The sequence below is a fragment of the Phascolarctobacterium sp. genome (assembly GCF_030531065.1).
Taxonomy (GTDB): Bacteria; Bacillota; Negativicutes; order Acidaminococcales; family Acidaminococcaceae; genus Phascolarctobacterium_A.
The window spans coordinates 65,742-82,010 of the sequence record NZ_JAUNOQ010000005.1; the positions used below are offsets into that span (position 1 = coordinate 65,742).

The following is a 16,269-nucleotide window of genomic DNA, read 5'->3' on the forward strand; positions in this document are numbered from 1 at the left end:
ATCTATCTACCTCATGTTTTATATTATTATACTCCCCCAGTCACCATTGGTGACAGCCCCCTCTAAGAGGGGGCAAAATGTCCTTCTAATATTTTACTTTTGCTCCCTCGTTGAGGGAGCTGGCGTTTTGCTTTGCAAAACGACTGAGGGAGTAATTTTGTACACAACCTTATACTCTTGCGCTTACTTAGGAAAAGACCGAGGACTGCTCCCCGGTCTTTTGTCAATAACAGCTTACAGAACTTCTTTAACCTTAGCCACCAGATTATCGGCCGTAAAGCCGTATTTTTCCATCATTACACCGCCGGGAGCAGACGCGCCGAAGGTAGTAATGCCCAAAACATTCTTTTCGCTGCCGGTATAACGGCTCCAACCGTAAGGTACGCCGGCTTCTACGGCAAATTTCACTACACCCTCAGGCAGTACGCTGGCCTTGTATTCCTCGCTCTGTCTGTCGAAAGCGTCCCAGCTGGGCATGGACACCACGGTAGCGCCAATGCCCTCGGCCTCCAGCTTAGCCTGCGCCTCCAACGCCAGCTGCACCTCGCTGCCGGTACCGATTAAAATAACCCTGGCCTCGCCTTTTGCCGGGCTCAGAACGTAAGCGCCCTTAGCTGCGTTTTCGTGGATAACGTCGGCATAAGCGTGCAGCACGTTCAGCTTTTGACGGCTGAGCAGCAGGCAGGTAGGCTTATGCTTGTTCATGCAGGCCTGCTGCCAGGCGGCAGCGGTTTCCAGAGCGTCGGCCGGACGGATAACGCTGACATTGGGAATCAAGCGCAGGCCCATAGTAGTTTCGATAGGCTGATGGGTCGGGCCGTCCTCACCCAAAGCGATGCTGTCATGGGTCAGCACGAAAATAGCCTGAATGCCCATGAGCGCCGCCATACGAATGGTCGGACGCAAGAAGTCGGCAAATACCAGGAAGGTACCGCCGAAGGGAATAAAGCCGCCGTGCAGGGAAATGCCGTTCAGCACAGTGCCCATAGCATGCTCGCGCACGCCGAAGTGAATATTGCGACCGGTGCGATCCAGCTTGGAGAAGAAGCCGCCGGCCTTCATAATGGTTTTATTGGAGGGACCCAAGTCGGCGCTGCCGCCTACCAATTCCGGCAGCTGCGCGGCCAGCACCTGAATAATATCGCCGGAGGCTTCGCGGGTAGCGTTCTTGGAGGTATCCTTGAAAATAGCCTCCAAAGCGGACAAATTAACCAGCGTATTGCCTGCAATGCGATCGGTCAGCTCCTTAGCCAGCTCCGGATATACTACTTTATAATCCTCCATTAAAGCGTTCCAGGCGTTCTCGGCAGCGGCGCAGCCTGCCAGCTTAGCGGCAAAATGCTCCTTAACCTCCGTCGGAACATAGAACATTTCCTGCGGCCAGCCGGCCTTTTCCTTAGTAGCGGCCAAAGCGTCGGCACCCAAAGGCTCGCCGTGGCAGGAAGCGTTGTCCTGTTTGGGACTGCCAAAGCCGATGTGAGTACGCACAATGATTAAGGACGGATGCAGGGTATCTGCCTTAGCCTCTTTAATAGCCTCGGCCATAGCCTCCACGTCCTCGCTGTCGCCTACGCGCAGCACCTGCCAGCCGTAAGCCTTGAAGCGGGCTTCCACGTCCTCGGTAAAGGCAATGTCGGTACTGCCTTCAATGGTAATTTTATTATCGTCATACAAATAAATCAGCTTGCCTAAGCCCAGAGTGCCAGCCAAAGACGCGGCTTCGGAAGCAACGCCCTCCATCAGGTCGCCGTCGGAGGTCAAGCCGAAGGTGTAATGGTCCACAATGGGGAAATCCGGCTTATTGTACTTAGCGCCCAGCATAGCTTCGGCAATAGCGAAGCCTACGCCCATGGAAAAGCCGTGGCCCAAGGGGCCGGTAGAAACGTCAACGCCGGGAGTCAGACCGTATTCCGGATGGCCGGGAGTCTTGCTGCCCCATTGACGGAAGTTTTGCAGCTCCTCCATAGGCAGGTCGTAGCCAGCCAGATGCAGCATGGCGTACAGCAGTGCGCTGCCATGCCCCGGAGAAAGAATAAAGCGGTCGCGGTTGAACCAGTTAGGGTCGGCGGGATTATAGCTCATAAAGCGGTCCCAAATAGTATACATTAAAGGCGCGGTTCCCAAAGGGAAGCCAGGATGGCCGGACTTAGCCTTTTCTACCTGGTCTGCCGCTAAAAAGCGCAGAGTGTTTACGCAAGCCTGATCGATTTTTTGCATTGAGAAAACCTCCAATTACTCAATTTTTATTTTAGTTAGCCTTGGTCAAAAACTTACCATACATTTCGTGGTCCTCGGCCATCATCTTATCAGCGTCGTCGCCGATGATGCAGGATGGGTCGATGCCCTGCTTCATAAAGTAATCCTTGAACTCCTTGGATTCGCACACCTTTTTAGCGGCGGCGCGCAGAACCTCCAGCTTTTCCTTAGGAGTATTTTTCGGAGCTACCAGCGCAGCCCAGGCGCGTACGGTCATATTATGCCCCAGCTCCTTAAAGGTAGGCACATCAGGATAAATTTCGCTGCGGGAAGCGGACATGGTAGCCAGTATCTTCAAATTGCCTGCGTCAACCTGGCTCTTGAATACGGAAGGATCGGCCAAGGTAGCGTCAATATGCTTACCGGCTAAAGCAGCGGCAATATCGGCGGAGCCTTTCGGATAAGGAACGTGCTTGAATTGCACGCCAAATTCGTCCTCAAAGGACAGAGCGGCAATATGCCAGATAGCGCCCACGCCGGAATTACCCATTTTTACCTTGCCCGGATTAGCCTTGGCATAAGCTGCAAACTCATCCAAGCTATTATAGGGCGCCTCCTTCGGCACGATCAAAGCGGCCGGAGCGGCAATAGGAGCGCAGATAGCGGCATAATCCTTATAGGTATTTTTACATTTTCCCTGATGTGGGAACATAGCCAGCTCTACCGTAACCATGCCCAAGGTATGTCCGTCGGGCTTAGCGTTGGCAGTTTCCACCATACCGGTCACGCCGCCGCCGTCAGGCTTGTTGACAGGTACGAACTTGCTGCCCGGCAGCTCCTTTTCCATCATCTGAATCAAGCCTCTAGCAGAGGTATCGGTGCCGCCGCCGGGAGCCTTGGGAATGATAACGGAAATATCTCCGTCGGCAGGATAAGCGGCCTTTTTACTGTCGCCGCCGCAGCCTGTCAGCATCATAGCCATGGTCAGAACCGCCATGAGCACAACTAAAATCTTTTTCATCATGAACATCTCCTCTATTTATATAATTTTTATAAAATAACGCTATCGAGCCGGACGCAGGCAATGTTCTGCCGCTTCCAAGTATAGGTAATGTAAAGCGTATCGCCCTGAGCTATAATAGCCGGATAGGAAAATTCCGCAGGCTCCGTTTCCAAGTCCAACACTTTGCGCCAGCTGCCGCCGTCGTCGTCCGACCTTAACAGGCTCAAGGGAGAACGCAAGCCCCAGTTGGTTGCCACAGGATTGCAGACTAAAAATAAAACGCCGCGCTCCGTGCGCACTAAATCCAGGCCGCTGTTATTATTAGGCAGCTCCGTGGCGTAAGCTTCGCTCCAGGTTGCGCCGCCGTCGCTGCTGTCGCTGCGGTAGACAAAGCCCTCGCTGCTGCGCAGCAACATATGCACGCTGCCGTCGCCGCTCTGCCACAGGCTGGGCTGAATCACGCCGCGACCGTAAAAAGACTGCTGGCTGACGGCAATATCGCTTTCCGCAGTCTTTTCGCCCTGACGGTAGCGCAGGTCTTTAATTCCCACTATGGAGGATTTGCGCCAGGTTCTGCCGTCGTCGTCGCTGATATCGGCAAAAGCCTGCCATAGCCCCTGCTCCGTTGACGCTCCTGCCAGCACCCGGCCATTGGCTAAACGCACCGGCTTATTACGCACCGGACCGCGCCCACCGCTGGTATCTCCCGGCGCCAGCTCCACCGGTTCGCTCCATGTCAACCCGTTATCGTTGGACAGCATGGTCAGCGTCTGCCAGGAGGCAATTTTTTGCCCCTGCTTATAAAAAAGCTGCAACGTACCGTCCCGCCTGCCAAACAGCACCGGGTTCCAGTTAGCCGCCGCCCCGTCCGCCAGCTTTACAGGTCTGCTCCACCCTTTATCGCCGCGCCTGCTGGCGTAAACGGCCACATCCGGCTCGCCCTCATGGCTGCCGCCGAACCAGCAGCACAACAGCTGTCCGTCCGGCAAAGCCGCTATAGTCGACGCGTGGCAAAAAGCCGTGGGCAGCTGCGCCATAATCAATTCCTTACGCATTAGCATACACCCTCAAGAATTTGTAAAATTCCAATAACACAAATATTGTACCATATATTTTATAAAGCGTAAACTGCTTTATGCACATTCCTGACAAAAAACTTATTTCTGGCGTTGCTGCAGCAATAGCGGCACGTCAATAAAAAAGCCCTGACCGCCGGTCTACTACCAGAATCAGGACTTTTATGCTCCTATTTTTATTATTTAAAAACTATTTTTACTGCATCTTTACAGCTCCCACAAATTCTCGTTGCCGTATTTTTTATCCAGCCTGCCGCTGAACCAGCGTCCGTTAAGCACCTTGCGGATAATATAATCTTTGCTTTCCTGGCTGATGGTTTTATCATTATCCATTTCTGCCAGTACGCCTTCGTAGGTCGCGCGGCTGTTGACGCTGTAAATACGGGCCTGCATACGGTTAGCGTCGAAAACCAGCTCCGGACGGTACTCCGGGTTCCACTTATTCCAGGTATTGCCTAAAAGCGTCGTATTAGGATTACCGGTGCGCATAAAGGCGGCAAGCGAAGCGATAAAGGCTTTGCTCAGCTCCTTAGCTCCCGGCTGCTCAAAAGCGTCGGTATTCTTCGTAAAGGGATAGGGCTGGTCGGTGATAAAGGGTAAAAATACGCCGTGGAAAGCGCCATTGCGCGTCTTATAGGCTTCGCCCACCACATCGCTGCTGTGACCAAAGTCGAAGGTGCAGACATAAATATCGTCCTTATAATGAGGATAAATATTCTGCGCCGCCTCCTGGCCGTTAAACAAGCCGTACAGCTTGCTGCCGTATTTATTGGCAAAGCGGAACTCCTGCGTTGTCTTCTCGTCCGTATTTATTTTATCCAGCCTGTCCTTAAAATAAGGGTCGCGGGCGGCAAAGGAACTGAACTCGTCGGAGCTGCCGAGCAGCAGCAGCGGCACGCTGTTATATTTTTTCGTAGCGAAGCCGTCCTGCGGCAGCAGCTCGCCGTCGCCGTAAAGATGTGGGAAGGCGCTCATGCGAATGACCGCGCCCGCCATGACAGGAGCCAGCCGCTCTGCCTTCATATTATGCAGATAGTTGCGCACGGCCTTTTGCTCGCTGCCCTTCTCGCTCAACAGCCATTTTTCAGCGGTAATCATATCGGTAGCCTGCCCGTCCTCCACGGCCAAGGGCGCCAGCTTTTTAGCAATAACCTTTTGGCTGGCGGCGGCGTCGGCTACCGTCAGGCCGCCGCTGAAGGAAACAGCCTTGTCAAATTTGCCTTTAAAGACAGGCGAAATCAGCATAGCCAGCACGTCGCGTCCGCCTGCGGAAAAGCCGGAAACAGTAATATTCTTCGGGTCGCCGCCAAAGCGCTTAATATTCTGCTTCACCCAATCCAAAGCCTCGGCCTGATCCAAAAGACCATAATTGCCGCTTTCCTCCAAACCGCTGCCCCGCTGCAGGGCAGGTAGATTATTAAAGCCCAGCAAGCCTAAACGATATTGCAGCGACACATAAACCACATTGGCCTGCTGTGCGAACTGGTTGCCCTCCCACAGATGGCTGTTGCTGGTTTGATTATTGCCGCCATGAACGAAAACCATAACGGGCAAATCCCTTTCTTCCGTATCAGGCCGCACAATATCCAGCGTCAGCACGCCCTCCCGGCCGATGACCTGCTTGCCGTTGAACTGGATATTAGCCGCGGCCTTCTGGGTGCAGTCCAGCGCGCCCTTATAGCTTTTGGCCTTCTGCGGCCCGCGCCAGCGGTTGGCGCCCACAGCGGGCTGCGCGTAAGGCACTCCCAGCCATTCCACTACCTGATGCTTGTCGTCATAAGCGCCTGTTACAACGCCCTGCTCCGTCTTTACCTGGTTGCCAAACACTGCCGCTTCCACCGCTGCGCTAAAGCTGCTGGCCAGAAGTACGGCTGCGGCCAGGCCGCGAAGATATTGCTGCTTCATAATGCACTCTCCCTTCTCGCTTTTTACAATATTCCCGCCGCATAAAGAGCGCACAGCGATTTGGAATCGTACAGCTCGCCCCTGGCTACCATTTCCCGCAGCTCCTGCGGCGTAAAGGCCCGCACGCCGATAAACTCGTCCTCGTCCGTATGCTGGGCGTATTTTTTTAATCCCCAGGCCTTATACAAGTGAATAATTTCGTTGGAAAAACCGGGAGTAGTAGCGATGCTCAGCAGCCTTTGCCAATGCTCCGCCTCATAGCCTGTTTCCTCGCTCAGCTCGCGGCGGGCGCATTCGTCCTTATCCTCGTCCTCGCCGTGGTCCAGCTTGCCTGCGGGGATTTCCCACAGCAGCGTGCCTAAAGGATAGCGGCACTGCTTCACCAGAACGATGCGTCCGTCGTCCAGCACCGGCACAATAGCCACGGCCCCCGGATGGCGAATGTACTCGCGGGTAGTATCGTGACCGTTGGGCAGGCGCACATGGTCGCGCTGTACCTTGAGCAGACGCCCGCTGAAAACCTCCTCGTTGCTGCCCTCAATATAAACCTCGTCTAATTGCGGATCGTAAAATTTCTTTAGCATCTTCTCACCTCGTTCAGCCTTGCAACTTCTGTTTAACGGCTTCCGCTGCCAGCAGCAGCTCCGCAGCGCTTTCATAAGCGGCCCGCGACGTACTGTCGCCCGCCGTCATGCGCACCAGCTCCTGCAAACGCCCGTTGTAATCCAGCGCCGTCAATACGGTAGCAGTGCGACCGTTGGCGCTTTGCTTTTCAATATGAATGTGATTATCGGCAAAAGCGGCAATCTGCGGCAGGTGGGTAATGCACAACACCTGCCCCACCGTAGCGATAGCCGCAATTTTTTCGGCCATTTTCTGCGCCGTTACGCCGCCCACGCCCGTATCGATTTCGTCGAAGACCATGGAGCCTACCTGCCCCTTATCCATGAGCACGGTTTTCAGCGCCAGCGCGATACGGCTCAGCTCGCCGCCGGAAGCCACCTTCTCCAAATCGTTCAGGGGCTCGCCCAGATTAGCGCTGAACAAAAAGCGCACCTGATCCTTGCCCGCAGGCGTAAATTTTGCCAAAGGCGCAAGGCTGATCTCAAAAATACCGCTGGGCATAGCCAAATCATGGATATGCTCCGTAATCTGCCGGGCCAGCGCCGCGCCGCTTTTTTGACGCTCTTTTGTCAGCAGGGCGGCGGCCTTTTCCAAACGGGCTTCTGCCTGCGCCAGCTCCTTGCGCGCCTTAGCCACAGCGTCGGCAATATTCTGCAGCTGCTCCAGCCGTTGCTGTGCTTCCGCTAAATAGGCCAGCGCAGCCGCCGTCGAACCGCCGTACTTCTTTTGCAGGCGATATATCATATCCAGGCGCTCCTGCACCTGCGCCGCCCGTTCCTCGTTAAAATCGCTGCGGCTCAGATAATCGCTTAATTCCGTGCGGCAGTCGTCCAGACTTATCCAGGCGCTGTCCACCGCTTCGGCATAGCCTGCCAGCTTATTGTCGTAACGAGCAGCGTACTGCAATTCCCCGCGCACCCGCGCCAAAAGTTCCAGCACGGCGTTGTCCTCGTCCAGACCGCTGTACGCGGAGCTGACGGCCCGCATAATGCGCTCGCCGTTCTGCAAAAGCCGCGCCTCGTCCTCCAAGGCTTCCTCCTCGCCCACGGCCAGATTAGCGGCGGTAATTTCATTGATTTCCCAATTATAGCGGTCTAAAAGCAAATCCTGCTGCGCGTTATCACACACCAACCGCTCCACCTGCTCCTTGGCCGCCATATAAACGGCGTACAGCTCCTTATAGGCTGCCAGCGCCTTATGCAGCTCCCCGCCGCCAAAGGCGTCCGTAACAAGCAGCGGCGCGTCCGCTTTCAGCAAAGCCTGATTTTCGTGCTGACCGTGGATATCCACCAGCCTTGCGCCCAGCTGCTTCAAAACAGCCAGGGGCACCTGTACGCCGTTGACCAAAGCGCGACTTTTGCCTGCGGCGCTGACCTGCCGCTTCAAAAACAGCTCGTCCTCGGCTTCGATGCCCTGCTCCGTCAGAATGTCTTTGATGTCCTGCTGACCGCTCACATCAAAAACAGCCTGCACCCACAAGCCGTCCGTACCGCTGCGCACATAGTCCGCCGATGCGCGTCCGCCCAATACCACGCCAAAGGCGTCAATTAAAATAGACTTGCCTGCGCCCGTTTCGCCGGTAAATACGTTAAAGCCCTTAGTGAAATCGGCACGGGCGTCTTCTAATAATGCAAAATTATGAACATGCAGTGATTGCAGCATTCTAGCACCTCTGCTTATTTATACTCTTTTAAGCGCTTGAGCAGCGACAATACGCCCTCTTTATTTTCCAAAGCGACAAACACCGTGTCGTCGCCGGCGATAGTTCCCAAAATTTCTGGCCATTTCATATAATCCAAAGCGAAGGCTACGGCCTGCGCCGTTCCCGGCATCGTGCGGATGACCACCATGCAGTCGGAGGAACGAATGCTGACGATGGAATCGTGAAAGGTGCGCTCCAGACGCTCCATGGTCAGCAGCATGCCGTGATCCTTGGGATAGGCATAATGATAGTGGCCGTTGGCGTCAGGTACCTTGACCAGCATCAGCTCCTTAATATCGCGGGATACGGTGGCCTGGGTTACGTCGATGCCCTCGCTGCGCAGCGCGGCCGCCAAATCCTCCTGCGTTTCTATTTTATGATTATCAATTATTTCCTTGATTTTCGCATGTCTGGTCATTTTCATAGTCGATCACCTCAATCTAAAAAGCTTATATGATTAAATATTGCGCATCAGCTTCTGCTGCCAGGTCTGGTAATAATCGCGGCTGGTCAAACGAATCAGCTTCATGGTATAGGGGCTCTTTTCAATGCGCACGCAGGTATCGCAGTCCACCTCGGACACGTTCACGCCGTCGCAGGCCAGCATCATTTCCTCGCTGCCTGGCACAGCTTTCAGCTCGATGCGCTCGGATAAGGGAATAACCAGCGCCCGCGCCGCCAGAGAATGCGCGCAGACCGGCGTAATAACGCTGACGTCCAGCTCCGGCATTACCAGCGGCCCCCCCGCCGACAGTGAATAGGCCGTCGAACCCGTAGCCGTGGCAACAATCAAGCCGTCCGCCGCATAACGTCCGGAAGGTTTGCCGTTAATAAACAGCGTCAAATGCGCCAGCTTGCTGAACATGCCCTTGGCCAGCACCAAATCGTTCAAGGCATGGCTTTCGGCTATCACCCTGCCGCCGCGCCAAACGCCGGCCCGCAGCATTTTGCGCTCCTCGACGGCGTAATTGCCCTGAGCCAGCTTGCTGATGGCCTTGCCCATGCCCTGCAAATCGATTTCTGCCAAAAAGCCCAGCTTGCCGAAATTGATGCCGAAGGCCGGCACCTCTGCGGGAACCACATAACGTGCCATTTGCAGCAGCGTGCCGTCGCCGCCCAGGCTGACCGCCGCGTCCAGCGCTTTAAGCGTATCCGGCTTAGCCGTATCATAGCCCTCGCAGCCGTACTGCCGCGCCGCCGCGTTCGGCAGCAAGGGCTCCAGGCCCCAGTCCCGGCACAGCGTAATAAATTCCGGCAAAGCTATACATACATTTTCTTTGCTTAAATTGGGAAAAATACCTAAACGTCTAGCTTTCATACTCCGCCCCGGCTGACTGCGCCGCATCCTTTTTATCCAAATCACCGTGGCTGCGGCCTACCAGCTGCGCTACAAGCTCTGCGCTTACCGCGTCATCGCCGCCCAGCGTCAGGTGCAGCAAATATTCTATATTGCCCTCTGGCCCTTTAATCGGCGAAAAATCCAGCCCGGCAACGCCGAAGCCCTCCTCCTTGGCAAAGGCAATAACATTATTGATAACCTGCTCGTGGACGCGGGCGTCGCGCACCACGCCTTTTTTACCAACATTCTCCTTGCCCGCTTCAAACTGGGGCTTAATCAAAGCCACCACAAAGCCGTCGGGCTTGAGGATTTTATGCACGGCCGGCAGAATCTTATCCAGCGAAATAAAGGCTACGTCGATGGTAGCGGCGTCCACCTGCTCCGGCAGGCTGTCGGCCTCCAGATAACGCACATTGGTGCGCTCCATATTCACCACCCGTTCGTCGTTGCGCAGCTTCCACGCCAGCTGGCCGTAGCCCACGTCGATGGCGTAAACCTTAGCCGCGCCGTTTTGCAGGGCGCAGTCCGTAAAGCCGCCGGTAGAAGCGCCGATATCGGCCACCACCTTACCAGCCACGCTGATGGGAAAAATTTGCAGCGCTTTGGCCAGCTTTAAGCCGCCGCGGCTGACAAAGGGAAGCTTATTGCCCAAAAGCCGTATCTGCACGTCCGGCGCTACCGGCGTACCCGGCTTATCTATTTTCTGTTCGTTGACCAAAACCTGGCCCGCCATAATAGCGGCCTGCGCCTTGGCCCTGCTTTCAAAGAGCGCTCTGTTCATCAGCAGCGCGTCCAAGCGTTCCTTTTTCAACTTATTCACCCTTTACCAGGTCTGCCGTCCGGCTGACAATGCTGGGAACGTCCAGCTTAATATCGCGCAGCAGCAGCTTTTTATCTCCATGCGGTACAAACTTGTCGGGAATGCCCAGCGTCAGCACGCGACACTGCTCCAGCAAGCCTGCGCCATTCAGCGTTTCCAAAACGGCGCTGCCGACGCCGCCTGCCAAAACGCCTTCCTCCAGCGTTACCAGCCGTCCATAGCGCCGCGCATGCTCCAGCAGCAGCTCCCTATCCAAAGGCTTGGCAAAGCGCATATTCACCACGCCCGCGCTGACGCCCTGCTGCGCCAGTATATCCGCAGCCTCCAGAGCGCTCTGCACCATGCTGCCGATAGCCCAGAAGCACACGTCCCGACCCTCGCGCAGCACCTCGGCTTTGCCGATGGGCAAGGATGCCACAGGGCCGGAAATATCCACGCCCACGCCGCTGCCGCGAGGATAACGCACGCTGACAGGGCCGTCGAAGTCCAGCGCCGTTTTCAGCATCTGGCGCAGCTCGTTTTCGTCCTTAGGAGCCATAACCGTCATATTGGGAATGCTGCGCAGATAAGCGAAGTCAAAAACGCCGTGATGCGTATAGCCGTCGTCGCCCACCAGTCCCGCACGGTCAAGGCAAATGGTAACATGCAGCTTCTGCATGCAGATATCGTGCAGCACCGAATCATAGGCTCGCTGCATAAAGGTGCTGTAAATAGCTGTCACCGGCTTCATGCCTGCCGCCGCCATGCCTGCCGCCGCCGTAACGGCATGCTGCTCGGCAATACCCACGTCAAAGAAGCGCTCCGGGTGTTCTTTGGCAAAAATGTTCAAGCCGGTGCCGTCCGGCATAGCCGCCGTAATGCCCACAATCTTTTCGTCAGTATCGGCCAAACGGCTCAGCGTTTCGCCAAACACCTCCGTATAGGTAACGGGCGCGCCGGGCTTGGTGATTTTTTTGCCTGTAGCGATTTCAAAGGGTCCCGTCCCATGGAATTTATTGGGGCAATCCTCGGCGGGCTTGTAGCCCTTGCCCTTTTTCGTCAGCACATGCACCAGCACGGGGCCGTCCACCTTAGTCGCCGCCTGCAGAACCTCTAGCAGGCCCGGCAGGTCGTGGCCGTCCACAGGCCCCAAATAGGTAAAGCCCAGCTCCTCAAAAATAGACTGCGGCACAATTAAATATTTTACGCTGCCCTTCAAACGGCGGATGGCCTTCAGCACATCAGTGCCGAATTCCATATTTTTCAGCCAGCCCTCGATATCGTTTTTAATTTTATTGTAGGTTTCCCCGGTGCGCAGATGGTAAAGATAATCGCTTATAGCGCCTACGTTTTTAGAAATGGACATTTCGTTATCGTTCAGCACTACAATCAGCTTTTTGTGCAGCATACCGGCGTTATTCAGCGCTTCGTAGGCCATGCCGCCGGTCATGGAGCCGTCGCCGATAACGGCTACTACGTTATAATCCTTGCCCTGCAGATCGCGGGCTGCCGCCATACCCACCGCCGCTGAAATAGAGGTGCTGGAATGGCCGGTGCCAAAGGCATCGTGCTCGCTTTCACTGCGCTTGGGGAAGCCGGACAGGCCGCCATACTGGCGCAGCGTAGGAAACTGCTCCCTGCGCCCGGTAATAATCTTATGAATGTACGCCTGGTGCCCTACGTCAAAGATAATTTTATCCTGCGGCGTGGAAAAAATGCGGTGCAAAGCCAAGGTCAGCTCCACCACGCCCAAATTAGGCGCTAAATGACCGCCGGTACGCGAAATTACTTCAATCAAAAACTGTCTTATTTCCTCGGCCAGCTGCAAAAGCTGCGGCATCGTCAGCCGCTTGACGTCCTCCGGCGAATTTATCGTATCGAGTATTCTGTTCGTCAGTTCTTTTTTGCTATCCATCGCTTAATTCTTTCTTTTAGTCATCATTTTCGTAATCTGGCGCAGAGGCTCGGCCTTCTCCCCAAAGCCAGCCAGACATTCCAAAGCCTCGTTCACCGTTTTTTCTGCCAGCTCGTGCGCGGCCTTTAAACCATATAAGCTTACATAGGTGGATTTGTGGTTCTTTTCGTCGCTGCCGACGGGCTTGCCCAATTCCTCGGCCATACCCTCCACGTCCAGAATATCGTCGGTAATCTGGAAGGCCAGTCCCAACAGGTCGGCAAACTTCGTCAAGGCCAGCAGCTCCTCGTCCGTAGCGCCGGCCAAATGAGCGCCGCCGCGAATAGCCGCAATAAACAAAGCGCCCGTTTTGCCGGCGTGCAGCTTGCGCAGCTGCTCCGGCGTAATCTGCTTGCCCTCAAATTCTATGTCCAATCCTTGCCCGCCTACCATGCCGAAATTACCGGCGCACATAGCCATTTCGCGCACGGTTTCAATCAAAGCCCTGGGTTCCACATTCTTTTGCTCCAGCATAACCTCGAAGGCCAGCGTCAGCAGGCCGTCGCCCGCTAAAACGGCCATGGCCTCGCCGTATACCTTATGGTTGGTCAAACGGCCGCGGCGGTAATCGTCGTTGTCCATACAGGGCAGGTCGTCGTGAATTAAGGAATAGGTATGAATCATTTCCAGGCCGCAGGCCACAGGCAAATAATTATAACCCTTGCTGCCTACCGCTTCGGCCGCAGCCATCAACAAAATCGGACGAATGCGTTTGCCGCCTGCCATCAGGCTGTACTCCATGGCGTCGTCCACCTTGGAAATACCCTTTTTGGCAATTCTGTTTTTGAGATAATTTTCCACTAATTTGCGTTGGTTCTCATAATAAGCTGCAAAATCCATTACTTTACCTCCAAATCCTGGAACGCTTCCAATCTATAGCCATCGTCGCTGCTGTCAACGACGATTTTTTCCACTTCCTGCTTTACTGTTTCCAGCTTGCCGGCGCACAGCTTGCTCAGCTCCACGCCATATTTAAAAACCTCCAGGCTTTGCTCCAGCGGCAGCTCGCCGCTTTCCAGCAGGCGTACCTGCTCTTCCAGCTCGGAGAGAGCTTCTTCAAATTTAATATTCTTAGGTATTTTCTTTACTGCCATCTTTACCGTCCTTCCACCTGCTGTACTACGGAAATAATCTGTCCGTCGCGGACTGTAGTAACCAGCTCGTCGCCCCACTGCACCTGCTCTACGGAGCTGATGAGCTTATAATCGCGGCTTTGGGTCACGCTGTAGCCGCGTCCCAGCACAGCCAGCGGGCTCATGCTGTCCAATCTGGCGGCCTGCAAGGCCAAGGCGTGCTGCGCCTGCTGCGCCCTGCGCTGCATATTCTGCACCAGTCTGGCATAAGCGCCGTCCGCCCGCAAGGCCTTATCAGCCACTAAACGCTGCGGGTCCCGCAGCGCCCACGAGGACGCCAGGGCTTCCAGCGTGCGCCGCTCGCCTGCCAGCCGCGCCGTCATCAGGCTGCGGCAGCGTTCCAGCAGAAAACGCACCCGCTGCCGGTAACTAACGATATCGGCCACCGCCATTTCGGCAGCCTGCGAAGGCGTAGCCGCTCTTTGGTCGGCGGCGAAATCACATAAAGTAAAATCAGTTTCATGGCCTACGGCGCTGACCAGCGGAATGCGGGAGGCCGCCACGGCGCGCACCGTCCGTTCCTCATTAAAGGCCCATAAATCCTCGATGGAGCCGCCGCCGCGGCCTACGATGAGCACATCCGCCAGCTTCTTCTCATTAAAAAAGCGTATGGCGGCGGCAATTTCCGCCGAAGCGCTCTCGCCCTGCACCTGCACAGGATACAGCAAAAGCTTTACGCCCGGATTCCGGCGTCGGGCTACAGTAATAATATCGCGTACCGCCGCACCGGCAGGCGAAGTAATAATGCCCACGCGCTGCGGATTCACCGGCAAGGGCTGCTTGCGCTCCTGGTCAAACAAGCCCTCCTGCAACAGCTTGCTCTTGAGCATTTCGTAGGCCTGCATTAAATCGCCCACGCCCTGCTGCAGCAACAGGTCGGTATACAGCTGATAAACGCCGTCCCGTTCGTACACGGCAATGCGGCCCACGGCAATCACCGTGTCGCCGTTGCGCGGTTCAAAGCGCAGGTTCAACGCCCTGGAACGGAACATCACGCATTTCAGCACCGCGCCTGCGTCCTTCAAAGTAAAATAGGCGTGCCCGGAAGGATAGCGCTTAAAATTGCTTATCTCTCCCACCACCTGCACATTGCGCAGGGTATCCTCTTTATCCAGCAGCCTTTTTAAGAAGCTATTGATTTCACTAACGGAATAAACATTTTCACTCATGCTTGCAATTCATTCTCCATGCCAAAGCGGCGCAGCCTGCCGCGTTGTCGCAGCTGAAGCGCCCTTCCGGCACCCACAGCCTTACGCCGCGCTTAGCCAGCTTAGCTTCCACATGTTGGCGAATATATTGATTAGAGCCGACACCGCCCACCAGCAGCGCGTCCTGCACGTCATAGGCGGCAGCGCCGTTGCGCAGCAACCTGGCAAAGGTTTCTCCCAAGGCATATTCCACGCCCAAGGCCAAAGCCGCGCCGTCCGTTCCCCGCTCCAACGCCCTCAAGGCGGCGGTACAGGGCCCCGAAAGGCTGACGTTAAGCTTACGCACGGACACGGGCAGCTCCGCCCTTGCTTCCGCACCGGCGGCCACTCGCTCCAAGGCCCGCCCCGCAGGGAACTGCAGCCCCAAAGCCACGCCCACTCTATCCACGAACTGACCGGCGTGCAAATCGATGCTGCCGCCCACCTGCGTAATCCGGCAGCGGCCATTGTCCTGACGCTCCGCCAAAAGTAAATCCGTAGTGCCGCCGCTGGCGTGCAGCAGCAAAAAGCGCTGCACCCAAGGGCCGCCCGCAGACCAAACGCCTGCCTCCAGATGATTTTCCTGATGGCTGATAATTTCCAGCTTAGCACCCGTCAAGGCAGCCAAACTGCGCGCCACGCTCAACCCCGCCAGAAACGCCGGCATATAGGAATTTTCCAGCGGGCGGGGATAGCCGCTGACGCCGATAGCAGCCAGCTCATAATCCTTCCCTTGCAGCACGCTTTCCACCAGCTCCGGCAGATTGCGCGTATGCTGAAAGACCATTTCCGACTGTTGCAAACCGCAGCGCCCCGGCTTGACGCTTAAAATCCTGCGGGCCTCGCCCAGCAGGCCGCCGTCCTCAGCCAGCACGGCGACAGATGTAGTATAGCAGCTGGTGTCCAGCCCTAAATAAACTTTCCGGCTCATTCCTGCGCCAGCTTGCCCAAGACACCGTTGACAAAGCGCGGAGATTCCTCCGTGCCGTATTCCTTGGCAATTTCCACCGCCTCGTTGATGGCTATACCGGCAGCCACCGCAGGCTCGGCGAACAGCATTTCAAAGGCCGCTACGCGCAGAATATTCCTGTCGGTAGCAGGCATACGCTCAATAGTCCAATCAATAGCGTACTTGCTCAAACGCGCATCGATTTCCTGCTCGTGGGTCAAAACACCCTCAACCAGCTGCAGCGCATAAGCCTGCGCCCTGTCTGCGCCGGGCTCCTCATGCTCGGCAAGAGCGGCCTCCACGGCAGCCACCGCCTCGCAGCTGTTAAAATCTATCTGAAATAAGCTTTGCAACGCTGCCTCTCTGGCAATTCTGCGAATAGTCTTTTCACTCATCTTGTCA

15 protein-coding genes are annotated in these 16,269 nt (G+C 55.6%); all 15 read right to left on the bottom strand.

What is annotated here, in order from left to right; all coding sequences use genetic code 11:
• Positions 1–234: 234 nt before the first annotated feature.
• The 15 genes from tkt to nusB all read right to left on the bottom strand — a co-directional run bounded on the left by tkt (position 235) and on the right by nusB (position 16,262).
• Entirely contained in the window at positions 235–2,217 is a 1,983-nt protein-coding gene (tkt, locus tag Q4E64_RS04675) for a transketolase (RefSeq protein ID WP_303166553.1), read from the bottom strand.
• A gap of 31 nt (positions 2,218–2,248) precedes the next feature.
• Positions 2,249–3,220 (bottom strand): tripartite tricarboxylate transporter substrate binding protein, encoded by a 972-nt coding sequence (locus Q4E64_RS04680; protein WP_303166555.1) that lies wholly within the window; start codon positions 3,218–3,220, stop codon positions 2,249–2,251.
• A gap of 26 nt (positions 3,221–3,246) precedes the next feature.
• Positions 3,247–4,254 carry an exo-alpha-sialidase gene (locus Q4E64_RS04685; RefSeq protein WP_303166556.1) on the bottom strand — a complete coding sequence of 336 codons (1,008 nt, stop codon included), beginning with the start codon at positions 4,252–4,254 and terminating at the stop codon, positions 3,247–3,249.
• A 228-nt stretch (positions 4,255–4,482) separates the two neighbouring features.
• Entirely contained in the window at positions 4,483–6,180 is a 1,698-nt protein-coding gene (locus tag Q4E64_RS04690; protein ID WP_303166557.1) for a carboxylesterase family protein, read from the bottom strand.
• 23 nt (positions 6,181–6,203) lie between these two features.
• A complete protein-coding gene (locus tag Q4E64_RS04695) occupies positions 6,204–6,764 on the bottom strand; it encodes an NUDIX domain-containing protein (protein WP_303166558.1) in 561 nt (186 codons plus the stop codon).
• 13 nt (positions 6,765–6,777) lie between these two features.
• Positions 6,778–8,466 (bottom strand): DNA repair protein RecN, encoded by a 1,689-nt coding sequence (gene recN, locus Q4E64_RS04700; RefSeq protein ID WP_303166560.1) that lies wholly within the window; start codon positions 8,464–8,466, stop codon positions 6,778–6,780.
• A gap of 14 nt (positions 8,467–8,480) precedes the next feature.
• On the bottom strand, positions 8,481–8,930 hold the full coding sequence (argR, locus tag Q4E64_RS04705) for an arginine repressor (RefSeq protein ID WP_303166561.1): 450 nt from the start codon (positions 8,928–8,930) through the stop codon (positions 8,481–8,483).
• 33 nt (positions 8,931–8,963) lie between these two features.
• Positions 8,964–9,824 carry an NAD(+)/NADH kinase gene (locus Q4E64_RS04710; RefSeq protein ID WP_303166562.1) on the bottom strand — a complete coding sequence of 287 codons (861 nt, stop codon included), beginning with the start codon at positions 9,822–9,824 and terminating at the stop codon, positions 8,964–8,966.
• Complete coding sequence (locus tag Q4E64_RS04715; protein WP_368501516.1) at positions 9,814–10,656, bottom strand: TlyA family RNA methyltransferase; 843 nt, start codon at positions 10,654–10,656, stop codon at positions 9,814–9,816. The genes Q4E64_RS04710 and Q4E64_RS04715 overlap by 11 nt, the downstream gene beginning before the upstream one ends.
• A gap of 1 nt (position 10,657) precedes the next feature.
• On the bottom strand, positions 10,658–12,559 hold the full coding sequence (dxs, locus tag Q4E64_RS04720) for a 1-deoxy-D-xylulose-5-phosphate synthase (protein ID WP_303166565.1): 1,902 nt from the start codon (positions 12,557–12,559) through the stop codon (positions 10,658–10,660).
• Between the two features lie 3 nt (positions 12,560–12,562).
• The gene (locus Q4E64_RS04725; RefSeq protein ID WP_303166566.1) at positions 12,563–13,438 is read right to left on the bottom strand and encodes a polyprenyl synthetase family protein; all 876 of its coding nucleotides are present in this window, start codon (positions 13,436–13,438) and stop codon (positions 12,563–12,565) included.
• Positions 13,438–13,692, bottom strand: coding sequence for an exodeoxyribonuclease VII small subunit (gene xseB / locus Q4E64_RS04730; RefSeq protein WP_303166567.1), 255 nt, complete (start codon positions 13,690–13,692; stop codon positions 13,438–13,440). Before xseB ends, Q4E64_RS04725 begins: the two co-directional genes overlap by 1 nt.
• A gap of 2 nt (positions 13,693–13,694) precedes the next feature.
• Entirely contained in the window at positions 13,695–14,900 is a 1,206-nt protein-coding gene (gene xseA / locus Q4E64_RS04735; RefSeq protein ID WP_303166568.1) for an exodeoxyribonuclease VII large subunit, read from the bottom strand.
• Positions 14,893–15,849, bottom strand: coding sequence for an O-sialoglycoprotein endopeptidase (locus Q4E64_RS04740; RefSeq protein WP_303166569.1), 957 nt, complete (start codon positions 15,847–15,849; stop codon positions 14,893–14,895). The genes xseA and Q4E64_RS04740 overlap by 8 nt, the downstream gene beginning before the upstream one ends.
• Positions 15,846–16,262 (bottom strand): transcription antitermination factor NusB, encoded by a 417-nt coding sequence (gene nusB, locus Q4E64_RS04745; RefSeq protein WP_303166570.1) that lies wholly within the window; start codon positions 16,260–16,262, stop codon positions 15,846–15,848. The genes Q4E64_RS04740 and nusB overlap by 4 nt, the downstream gene beginning before the upstream one ends.
• Between the last annotated feature and the right edge of the window lie 7 nt (positions 16,263–16,269).